Source organism: uncultured Gimesia sp., from assembly GCF_937910335.1.
In the GTDB taxonomy this organism is placed as follows: Bacteria; Planctomycetota; Planctomycetia; order Planctomycetales; family Planctomycetaceae; genus Gimesia.
This window is the reverse complement of record NZ_CALEMX010000531.1, coordinates 1-11,917: the sequence shown is the minus strand read 5'-3', so window position 1 is coordinate 11,917 and position 11,917 is coordinate 1. Positions and strand designations below refer to the sequence as shown.

5 protein-coding genes are annotated in these 11,917 nt (G+C 47.9%); all 5 read left to right on the top strand.

All coding sequences use genetic code 11. From position 1 onward, the window contains the following. Positions 1 to 311 precede the first annotated feature (311 nt). Positions 312 to 2,570 carry a BatA domain-containing protein gene (locus tag Q0668_RS21875; protein WP_298868561.1) on the top strand — a complete coding sequence of 753 codons (2,259 nt, stop codon included), beginning with the start codon at positions 312 to 314 and terminating at the stop codon, positions 2,568 to 2,570. 34 nt (positions 2,571 to 2,604) lie between these two features. After that, a complete protein-coding gene (locus Q0668_RS21870) occupies positions 2,605 to 5,154 on the top strand; it encodes a hypothetical protein (RefSeq protein WP_298868559.1) in 2,550 nt (849 codons plus the stop codon). A 186-nt stretch (positions 5,155 to 5,340) separates the two neighbouring features. Further along, positions 5,341 to 9,378: a DUF4175 family protein gene (locus tag Q0668_RS21865; RefSeq protein ID WP_298868557.1), complete on the top strand. Its 4,038-nt coding sequence runs from the start codon at positions 5,341 to 5,343 to the stop codon at positions 9,376 to 9,378. A gap of 36 nt (positions 9,379 to 9,414) precedes the next feature. Further along, on the top strand, positions 9,415 to 10,455 hold the full coding sequence (locus tag Q0668_RS21860) for a prenyltransferase/squalene oxidase repeat-containing protein (RefSeq protein ID WP_298868555.1): 1,041 nt from the start codon (positions 9,415 to 9,417) through the stop codon (positions 10,453 to 10,455). Between the two features lie 199 nt (positions 10,456 to 10,654). Continuing rightward, positions 10,655 to 11,917, top strand: a 1,263-nt coding sequence (gene larC, locus Q0668_RS21855) for a nickel pincer cofactor biosynthesis protein LarC (protein ID WP_298868553.1), incomplete at its 3' end; no start/stop codon positions are given.

Sequence of the window (11,917 nt, the reverse complement as noted above, 5' to 3'; positions counted from 1 at the left end):
ACTAACAGAGACCGGTTCCCCTTCGTATGAATCGATAGCATTCAATAGACCTCTTCACTCATTCAGAGTTTTTTATATTCGGAAGTTAATAGCACCACACATGTTTACATGAGACCGTTTCGTCCATCATAATCATTCAATAGGAATTTCCAAACCGGTACACTGAAAATCTGTGTTTAAGTCGGACTTAAATTGTTAATTATGTGAGCAATACCATTTACGACGATTTCAAGATATAATTCTCACCAGTCCTTAAACTAAGTCATCTTCGTGTTTTATCCCCATCCATCCCAAATTTTCAGCAGGCATTCATGTCGTTTAATTTCCTTAATCCGATGATGCTACTCGGCTTGCTGGGGATTACGTTGCCAATTCTGGTGCATTTACTGAGCCGCAAGCGCTACGACATTATTCAATGGGGGGCGATGCAATTTCTGGAACTGGGACGACGCACGCGCCGCAGAATTCGCTTGGAAGGCTGGTTGCTGCTAGCGATTCGCATGCTTTTAATCGCGTTAATCACATTCGCTCTCGCTCGCCCCTGGGTTTCGGGAGGCCTTTTATCAAAGTTTATTTCGATCCAATCTCGTGATATCGTGTTTGTGATTGATGGTTCCTATAGCATGGGCTGGGAGGGAGAAGAGACGACTCCTCATTCTGCGGCGATTCAATGGATCCATCGCTTTATGGAAGAACTGAATCCCGGTGATACGATTTCCATCATTGATGCCCGCAAGCAACCGCGGCTGGTTACCGAGTCTCCCACACACCAGTTTGAGATCGTACGAGAAAAATTAAATGAACTCCCTCCCCCTTCCGGTTCTTCGAATTTACCCAATGCCATCTCGAAAGCCGTTCAAACTCTGAGTAAGACTTCGAATTTGAAAAGAGAGATCATCATACTTACGGACGATCAGGCATTTTGCTGGACTCCACAGGATACGATTCTGTGGGAACAGGTGCACGATCTACTCCAGCAGTCGGCAATTCCCATTGATCTGTGGGCAACCAATGTGGCTGAAGAAAAAAATCAAGGTTTGCAATCCAATCTACGAGTCGATCAGTTATCGGTATCACGTGAAGTTTGTGTCAAAAATCTACCGGTAAAGATTTCGACGACGATTCGCTATGATGGGCCGGAACCAACCCGAATCTGTCCTGTTTATTTCGAAGTCGACGGCCAGCGTATCAACGAGAAAACTCAATCGGTAAAAATTGAAAACCATGGCGAGGCAGCGGTCGAGTTCCAGTACCGATTTGATGTAGAAGGAACGCATGTTGTCAGCGTTGTGATTGACGCCGATCAACTACCGGGAGATGACCAGTCTGATGCTGCCTTACATGTCACCAGCGCACTGCCGGTTCTGCTGGTCGATGGCACACCTGATTTTGACTCGACTCGCAGCGAAGTTTTTTTTACCAATCTTGCCTTAATGGCGCCCAAGAACCGGACTCCCTGGATTCAAACCACCATCATCGATAAAGGTCAACTGACGACCGAGATTTTAAAAAATCAGGCAGTCGTGATTCTGGCAAACGTCGATGCGCTGACTGAACAACAAGCTGGCGCACTGATTGATTTTGTCGATCATGAAGGCGGGGGAGTTATGATCGCGCTGGGAGATCAAATCAATGCTGAGCAATATCAGAAATTACTATTTCATCCGGAAGGATTGATACCTCTTGAAATCAAGTCACTCGAATCGAATCGAGGAGCAGACATTGGAAATCTGGTGCAAATTCAATCCGATAGCTTGCAGACTCCCTGGTTGAAACGATTTCGAGGCGCCTATGCCAACGGTCTGACATCTGCTCGATATCATCAGTGGTGGGATGTTGCTCTATTGGATCATCCGAAACCACCACAGGATGATCAGGCTGAAGAGTCGGATGCAAAACCTCCATCCGTTCCTGTCGAGATTGCTCGATTGTCTAATGAGAAACCATTATTGCTTATGATGAATCACGAGCGAGGTCGCGTTTTACTCTTAACATCTTCGCTCGATGCAGATTGGAATAACCTGCCAGCCAAGCCGGATTATGTACCGTTCCTGCATGAAGCCGTCTTCGAACTCTCATCGGGTCGTGTGTTTCGCAATATTAATTCCGACGAGCCCATCGTGATACCAGTGCCCGCCAATACGACCATTGACCAGTTCGAATTTCTGGATCCCAACAAAGAACCAGCCACAGGTACGATTGAACAATCTACCTCAACAGCTACCTTTCATTGTCAAAACACATCAATTCCCGGGGTTTATGCCTTGAATCCCAAACCGGGCATGGAATCAGAACTCGACGCTGATCGAGTAGTCGTGAACTTTGACCGTAGTGAATCAGATCTGACCCCCCTCTCTGAAGCAGAACAGAAAACACTGACTGATGAATATCAATTGACATTTTTCACGACACTGGATGAGTTGAAACAGGGCATGTTTTCCGATGTCTCGGAGACTGAATTCTGGAAATTCATATTATTAATTTTTCTGCTGTTAATGGTCGGAGAGTTGTTTCTGACCAGACGACTGGTGCAAGGTGGCCACGCCGCACACCCCGAAGGTTTAGAGTAATTCCATATAATTTCGTATTAAGATCTCTGCTGCAATGAGTGACAGGCAATTCCAATTTAATAGTTTTGAATTAAGTGGGTGGACGATTACAGGCGTCTGTGCGATCGTGCTGGCGCTGGTCACCATCATCCTGCTCTTTCGCTATGAACGCCGCCTGGTTCCACCCTCAATCGGAAACATCCTGATCACACTGCGCGTTCTGGCTTTGCTTTTTATTCTACTCACATTCCTGGAACCCGTTCTGACATGGTCTTTCGATACTGAAAAAACAGGCCGGCTTGTTGTGGCGATTGACGTCTCTGACAGTATGAACACGCAGGATCTGCATGCGAGCGATCTGGAAAAACTGCGGCTGGCGCGCGCCTTGAAAATGATCGGTAATCAAAAAGTCGATGCCCGGCTCGATCGCTGGGAAAAATCCTTCTCCTTAAAAGAAGAACCTGAATGGGTCGATAAAAGCGAAACCGCAAATCCGGAAAAACGCGCCTCACTGGCTGCCAGCCGTAAACAAAACCTGTACGCGGTCTTTGAAGAAATCGATCAGTTATCCCGCAAACAAATCGCACAAAAACTACTCTTGAATCCGGCGAATCCCATACTGGAAAAATTACAGGAACGAGGACTGGTTGATCTTGTCCTGTTTGCCGGCAACGCCGTGACTGCAGATAGACAGACGTTGGAGACCTCTCTCATTCAGGTTCCCGATCAGGTTCATATGGAGTTATCCAATCTTTCAGAGGCCCTTAAAGCTTCACCCGGTAGTTCCGATACCGGCTCTGCTCCGATTTCCAGTTATATCCTGCTGACGGATGGTCGCGATAACAGTCAGTTGAATCCTGTCACGACGGCAGAACAGCTGGGACAAATGCAAGTACCTATTTACCCTGTGATTGTGGGATCAACCTATCAACCCAAAGATATTTCGATAGCGGCACTCGATTATCCGCAGACCGCTTTTAAAGATGATCGACCATTACTCAAAGCGCGCATCGCCTCTAACGGTTACGACGGTCAGGAACTCACTGTGATCCTGAAACAAAATGACCGTGAAGTTGCAGTGAAAAAGTTTACGTCACGGGGGGTCAGTCACCAAATCGAATTTGAATTGGAATCCCAGAAACTGGGAAGACAGGAATACACGCTGCATACAGATATTCTGCCGGGGGAAACTCGTGACGACAATAATTCGAAGAACTTCGCTGTCAATATTGTTGATGACAAATCACACGTGCTTTTAATTGATGAAACGGCGCGCTGGGAGTTTCGTTTCCTGCATAATGCTCTGGAGCGAGACAAACGCATCGATCTCCAGCAGGTGTTGTTTGAACAACCCTACATGGGGCTTCTGCCTCAGCCATTTTTTCCCGATGAATTGCCAACAAAGACTCCCCGGAAAAATGATGGACCGAATCCAGAAAACAAATCTCATCCGTTTGGAGAAAAAGACCTAATCATTATTGGCGATGTTTCCCCCGAGCATATGAAAGAAGAAAACTGGGAACAAATTAAAACGTTTGTTTCAGATCAGGGAGGCACTCTAGTGTTATTGGCGGGGAAAAAATTTCTCCCGCTAGGCCATCGCTCTAAAATTCTGGATGAACTTCTCCCGTTGAAAAACTTAAAAGTTATCGATTGGAATCAAGACGCCTTCAAAGTGCCTCCTGGAAAACGAGGCATGCGTCTCGAATTAACACCGGAAGGCGAAGCGGAATCACTGTTTCAATTTGATGTGAATCCGGAAATCAATCGTGAGATCTGGAAACAATTACCCGGCCATCTCTGGTTTCTTGAAGGAGAAAAGAAACCGGGAGCCACCGTTTTAGCGTATGGTGTTTCGCCGTTTAATGCGCCTCTTGATGATGATACTGATGGTGTCATCATTCAACAACAGTATGGCTCCGGGCAAGTCATCTGGATCGGCATCGACAGTACGTGGCGCTGGCGGTTTCGCGTAGGTGACCGCTATCACCATCGCTTCTGGGGACAAATGGCACGATCGGCTGCACGCAACAAAGCGGCTGCTGGAAATGAATTTGTAAAATTCAGTCTGACGAAAACTGACATTGACGCGGGCGAAATCTCAACAGCGTCCGCGCGCTGGACTCAGGAATATCTGGCACAATTCCCTGACGTGAAATCCAGCGTCGCCATTTACAAAGTATCAGACCCTGAAAAAGTCATCGCTTCATTCGATCTGATCAAACAAAAAAGTCAGCCGCTCATTCACGAAGCCAACATCCCTCCGCTCCCGCCCGGGGAATATCAACTCAAACTCAACACGTCACCTGAAGTGGCCAAGGGTAAAGAGATCACTACTCCTCTGTTTGTCCATCAAATAAAAACCATCGAACTGGGAAACCTGGCTTCCAATCCGCAGCTCCTCTCCGAAATCGCCGAATCCAGCGGCGGAAAGTTGCTGGCTCCGGAAACGATTGATCAACTCTTGGAATTAATCCCCTCTCTCAACCAGAAAACGACCAATCAGGATGAAATTTCCTTGTGGGACCATTGGTTGATTCTGGTTCTGATCATGGGAATTCTCACCGCAGAGTGGGCGATTCGGAAACTGAATGGTTTACCTTGAAAAGATTTTGGTCCGAAACGGTTTTTTCATCACAAATTTGTTCCCAATCTTGTTATAATATCACAGTCTGCGGTCTACAGAGATATTCTGGTATTTCCGAAGAATCGACCCGGGGCAACTTCAATCGTTCACCTTCAATCGTTCATAGATCAATTATAGAACCACCTCTTCACGTTGAGATCAAATATGGATGGGCAGCTCGATCAATTTGTTAGTGAACTCAAACGACAGTTAAGCCAACTGGATCGGAGAATCCGTTCTCTAGCTCTGCTACGTGGCCTCGGATTGATAATACTTGTACTCATCTGTCTGGTGGCATTACAGATCAGTCTGGATCTGATTCTCTCACTCGGCACTACCGCACGGATTGCAATGAGCTCGCTCTCGGTCACCGTTTTAGTGGCCTGTCTCTGGTTTGCGATGCTACGACGTGTCTTTCACAAACGAACTTCGGTTGAGCTCGCTGCGATTGTGGAAGAATCTCAAGCGAGACTCAATGAGCGGCTGACTTCCGTTTTGGAACTGGCCTCCGCGGAAAACGAAACCAGTTCCGTTTTAATGCGAGAAAAACTGGCAAGAGAAACGATTGCCTCGCTCACGACATTTAATATTACTGATTCGGTTCCTTCAGATCGAACCATGCGATTCATCATGAGTGCCGGCATTGCAATTTTGATCTTTTTAACTCCTCTGTTGATCTGGCCTGATGCATACCGTCTGTTAATTTCACGAAGTGTCATCCCCTGGGGTAACTTCGCCACGGTGAGTTCGCTTTATTTTGAAGTGCAGCCAGGGGATGCGACTGTTGCCCGAGGCGACGACCTGCAAATCATTGCTACACCTCACTGGCATACTAAGCAGCCAGGAACCGTCAATGAAGTCTGGATTCAATGGGAAAATGCCAAAGGCGAACCATTGTCGCGGCGTATGGATTTGGATCAAGAAGCCGGGCAATATAAAACACAATTTTCTCGACTGCTCACAGGATTTCAATATACAATTTCGTCTGATCGCAGCCGCAGTCAAATCTATTCGATTCAAATTGCAGAGCCCGCCTCGATCACTGAGACTCAACTATCGGTCATACCTCCTGCATATACCAATGCAGAGCAGCAGGAATTGACGGTTCTTCCCAGTGAAATCAGTGTGCTTGAGCAGAGTCGACTGGCATTCAGCCTGACGTTTGATCGCCCTGTTACCGAAACTACTCTTCAATATCAACTTTATTCATCAGGTGCAGATCCCCAGGAGCGGCCGCCCGTTGAACAAAAAGATTTTGTCTTAAGCGAAGACCGGCTCACTGCCAAACTGGAATTGCCAGTCAATAAAAGCAGTTTTCTATTCCATCTCGAATTTCGGAGCCAAAAAGGCAACCTACATACCAAAACTTCAGAGCACCTGGTCAAAGTCATGCCGGACCGGGCTCCTGAAATTGAACTTACGATCTACAATCAGCCTGAATTCTTTAAACCAGATGAAACGCTGACGATCCCCGTCAAAGTGACCGACGATTTTTCCGTTGAAGAACTGGAGATCCATGTTAAAAAACTGGATGAAAAAGCAACCGTCTTCAAAGTTCCGGTTGAACAGTTGGGAACATCAAATGTAGATCATGAATTCAAAGTCGAGCTACAGAAGCTGTCGGCGTCACAGTCGGATATTTTTACTTACCGAATTCGCGCTACTGATAACCGTGAAGTTCCCTCACCGAATGAGGTCTGGTCAACACCCCGTGTGTTCGGAATTGATAAAAACGCCGAACAGCAGCTTTCAGCAGGAGTCATAGCCCGCCAACAGGGGTTACGCGATGAACTCCGAAAAATCCAAAAAGAATATAAAACGCATCGAGAAACGGTGGAACAAAACATTGCGCAATTGAAACAACCTGCTGAAAAAGACAATTTAAAACCAGAAGATCAACAAGATTTACTGAAGAATTCCTTAACCGAACGCAAGCTCGCTCAGCGTCTTGAAACTCTGGCGAATGAGTTTCTACAGCTTCCCCTGTATCAGAAACTTGCTGAGCAGGTACAAAATCTGGCGCGGACTGACTTCGTAGAAAATCATGATCAGTTAAAAGCAGCAGCGGATTCTGAAACAAGGAAACAAGCAAGTAAAGCGCTGGAAGCAACTCCGACTGCCATGTCTGCTACAGAAGAGAAGCTCGGCGACCTCGCCCGTCAGTATGAGAAGCTGGTGGAATTGGAAAATGACTTATTGAATCTGGATCGTCTGGCTGAAGAAACGAACCATCTCGCTGACGATTTACTGGCCTTCAATAATAAAGTCGAAGACACTCAGCAGAAGCCACAACCACAGCCACCGCAGAATGGTAAAAAACAGCAGAATGGTAAAAAACAGCAGAATGAGGAAAAACAGCCTGCAGGAGAAAAGCCTGATCAGGCTAAGAATGTTCCTGAAAAACCAGATCCTCATCAGAAAGGCATGTCTCCGGAAACTGAGCAGGAACTGGCACAGCTTCAAGCAGAATTGAAACATCGCCAGTCGCGGCTTGCCAAGGATCTGGACAATTTACTGGAACGCAGACCCGAATTGGTCGATGCTGCTCGAAACTTTCAATTAAAACAACTCGACTCGCTGGTCAATCAGACATCGCAGCTTGTAGAACCTCAAAAACAACTGGCCGAGGCCATACAGGAACAGGCTCCTGTCTCAGCCGGTAAGCCTCCCGCGAGAGAACCACAACAGCAGGCAGAACCTCAGGCTGGAAATGAACCCGCTAAGAAGAATCAAGCACAGGCGGCGCCTGCAGCGGATGCCGCCAATTCCAAGCCAGCTCAGGATGCACAACCAGCGGATACGAAAATGAAACCTGGTCAGGCTCAACCTGAAGAAAATCAGGCGAAACCCGAATCAGTCCGCGACTTACAAGAACAGCAACAGGCGCTGGCGGAAGCAGCAGCTCAATTTGCTTTGGAGACTGCCCAACAGTTTGGTCCCGAATCGGAACCGACCCGCAAAGTCATACAATTGGCTGAAGAATCGATCAAAGCACAACAGGCAGCAAGCGCGGGACGTTTACATGAAGCCAGCCAGGCCGCCAATCGGGCTTCCAAAGTGGCCGAAGAAATCATGAAAGCGCATCAGGCACAAAACAAAGAGGAGGCTGAGCGTGATGAGTTTCTGGAGCAGGCCGAAAAAATGGCAAACCAGCAGCAGGAACTCGCTGGAAAAATGGAGCAAGCTTCTACATCAGAGGCCAAGCGACAGGAAGCTGTTAAAAATTCACAACAAGATCTGGCCCAGCAGACCGAATCATTATCCCAACAGTTGGCAGAAACCTCGAACAAGCTTGAGTCAGATCCTCTGGAATTGAAAAAAGAGAGTCAACAAGCAGATCAGGCGCAACAAAAAACTGAAAAAGCCAGTCAGGCGATGCAGAAAGCAATAGAAGGTCTTTCCGAGGAAAATCTTTCACAAGCTGCCAAACAGGCGCAAGCCGCTGCGAAGGCACTTCAAGAGGCGGCCCAACAGGCACAAAAAAAGAGTTCCAGTAAACAAAAAGAGTCTCCCGTCCCTGAAAAAGTCGGCAATCAGGTAACTGATGCAGCTCAGCAACTTCGTAATGCACAAAAGCAACTGGAAGCGAGTCCCGAATTCAAACCCGGTAATCCTCAAATGGCGAAAAATGATCAAGCATCTCCCTCCGATGCAAAATCAGAACCGAAAGAGGCCAAGCCTTCCGATCAAAAACCATCTGATACCAGCCAGCAAAAGAGTCAGGCAAAAGGCGAACCCGGAGAGAAAGGCCAGTCATCGAAAGAACAGACGGCTCAAAATTCAAAGAATCAAAGTCAACAATCCGAGTCCGGAAAATCTTCCAAAAAATCTGCATCCAGGGAAGCAGCGGAATCGCTCAAACGAGCCGCAGAATCTCTCTCAAAGGCAGCGACAGAATTGAAGTCAAAATCTCAGAAAGGTACCGACCCTGGAAAAGGACAGCAATCTCAAACTGCTGCCAAAAATCCAGCTCCCGGAAAAGGGCAAGGTGAAAGTGAGGGAGGTGGTGCAAAAACCAGCGTTGACTTCACTCAGCTTCAGACGAAGTTGAAAGCGATGTCGAATCGAAACTGGGGCGAACTCCCCGGAAATCTCGATACGGAAATTCTACAAGGTTCACGCAGCAGAACAGACCCGGAATATGCCCGCTTGATCAAACATTATTTTGAAGCGATCGCCAAATCGAAACCAGATAATAAGTAAGGATCCGATTTCAGTCGGACACACAGGAAGCAATCTATGTCGCGCTGGCTGATAGTTCTATTCGTGCTGGTCATTTTAGGACCAACTCCTGCCCGTTGCTGGTCTCAGGAACTGGACGCGCAAAAACAACAACTCGATACAGGCATCCAGAAAGCGGTCCAGTTTTTATCAAAATCTCAGCAGCCATCGGGGGCCTGGTCATTTAACTCGTATGGTGAGTCAACGGCTGCAACGTCACTGGCGATAATGGCATTCATGGCAGCCGGCTATGTCCCGGAAGAGGGCCCGTATGGCGATCAAATCAACAAAGGAATTGACTGGGTACTGGCACATCAGGCAGATAACGGGCTAGTAGTTCATCATAAAAGTCACGGCCCGATGTACAGCCATGGCATCAGCACGCTGATGCTGGCAGAAGTCGCTGGTATGTTAAAAGGGGAACGGGAAAAAAAATGCAGGGCTGTTCTAACGCGCGCGATCAAGCTCATTGTCTCTGCACAGAATGTCGCCAAAGATAAAAGGAACGCCGGGGGATGGCGCTATAATCAAACGAGTAAAGACAGTGACCTGAGTGTCACGGGCTGGCAACTATTGGCATTGCGTGCGGCAAAGAATATCGGCTGTGATATTTCAGCTGATCACATCGAGAAAGCGGTCGCCTATGTGCGCCGTTGTCGAGGGCGTAATAATGTCGGTTTTGCCTATCAGCCCGGTGGCGCTCCCAGTGCAACACGTACGGGTACAGGAATTCTCGCGCTGGAAATCTGCGGAAAACATCATACACGAGATGCTTTGGAAGCCGGCGATTATCTCGTACAACATCCCATCAACCCCGACGAATTTTACTACTTCTATGGAGCCTATTACTGCAGTATCGGTATGTTCCAAATGGGCGGTGATTATTGGAAAAAAACCCGGGCGACCATTATTCCCCAATTACTGCAAATGCAAAAGCACGATGGCAGCTGGCTTGCCACGAAAGGCAGCGAAAAAGAAGCCGGGAAAGTCTATGCTACTTCACTGGCTGTTCTGGCATTGGCGGTTGAATACCAGTACCTGCCCATCTATCAACGTTGAATTCTGATCAAAATTGCGATCCTGAACCCGCATCTGAAAACCGGGCACTCAGTATCTTCTTGATCTGATTGGAGTTACCCTGGCCAGACTGACGTGAGGTTTGGGGAATTGACCTTGGAGAACCAACGCGTTCTCTTTAGAATCCACGTCTTAATATAACCCGCTTTCTTCCGTTCATAACCTTCCTGGATACACGACCGTGCGAATTGCCTATTTAGATTGCTCAACCGGAATCAGTGGTGACATGACTCTGGCAGCCCTGGTTGACGCAGGCGTGAGTGCAGAGCAGATCTGCGCGGGCATCGATTCACTGGGTCTGCCCGACGTCAAACTGACATTCTCTTCAACCATGAAGGGAGGCTTCCATGCGACTTCGGTTCAAATTGAGCATCCCGAGCAACATGCACATCGCCATTTAAGCGATATCGTTCAGATCCTGAAGCAATCTGAGCAACTCACCCCGAAGCAGTACGAGATGGCACTCTCACTGTTCAAAGCGATCGCATCAGCGGAAGCCAAGGTACATGGATCGACAATCGACAAAGTTCATTTCCATGAAGTTGGGGCCATCGATTCGATTGTGGATATCGTAGGCGTTGCCATTGGCTTTGATCTGCTGGGGGTTGAGCAAATTATCTCCAGTCCCATTCCAACAGGTTATGGGCAAATCAAAATAGACCACGGGATCTGTACCGTGCCTGCACCGGGGACCGCAGAATTGTTAAAGGGAATCCCGCTGGCTGATATTCCCATTCAAGCCGAGCTGACAACACCTACGGGCGCTGCCATCATTTCCACGCTTGTAGATCGTTTTTCAATGCTGCCTCCCATGACGATTGAAGAAATTGGCTATGGCGCAGGAACCATGACCTTTCCTGAGAGAGCCAATCTGCTCAGAATTTTTGTAGGTGAAGCAGCAACATCCAGTAATACGGACCATGTAATCTTGCTGGAAACCAATCTCGACGATGTTTCGGGGGAAGTCATCGGCTTCACGAAACAAAAACTGCTGGCAGCGGGTGCATTGGATGTTTACAGTACCTCAATCCAAATGAAAAAAGACCGCCCGGCAGTCATGCTCAGCATTATCTGCAAACCGGAATCAGCAGAGAACCTGGAATCGATTCTGTTTCAGGAGACGGAAACACTGGGCATTCGTCGCCATCAGTTACAACGCACGGTACGCGATCGCCGGGCACAGCTAGTGAAAACCAGCTGGGGAGAAGTCGCTGGAAAACTTTCTCGCGCTCCCAATCAGCAGGCCATTTTTACTCCCGAATACGAATCGTGTGCTCAGCTGGCGTCTGCACATCATGTTTCGCTGAGGACCATTTATCGCGCTGCTGAAGCCGCCTTCCTGTTTGAGGATCAACCAGAGACCAAGATTGTCAACAAGGCTAATGCGCCTCACGACCACGACCACGACCACGACCACGACCACGACCACGACCACGACCACGAC

Bases quoted from the DNA above. Each gene is read 5' to 3' on its own strand.
- Q0668_RS21875 (WP_298868561.1), top strand. From the start codon at position 312: ATGTCGTTTAATTTCCTTAATCCGATGATGCTACTCGGCTTGCTGGGG.
- Q0668_RS21865 (WP_298868557.1), top strand. From the start codon at position 5,341: ATGGATGGGCAGCTCGATCAATTTGTTAGTGAACTCAAACGACAGTTA.
- Q0668_RS21870 (WP_298868559.1), top strand. From the start codon at position 2,605: ATGAGTGACAGGCAATTCCAATTTAATAGTTTTGAATTAAGTGGGTGG.
- Q0668_RS21860 (WP_298868555.1), top strand. From the start codon at position 9,415: ATGTCGCGCTGGCTGATAGTTCTATTCGTGCTGGTCATTTTAGGACCA.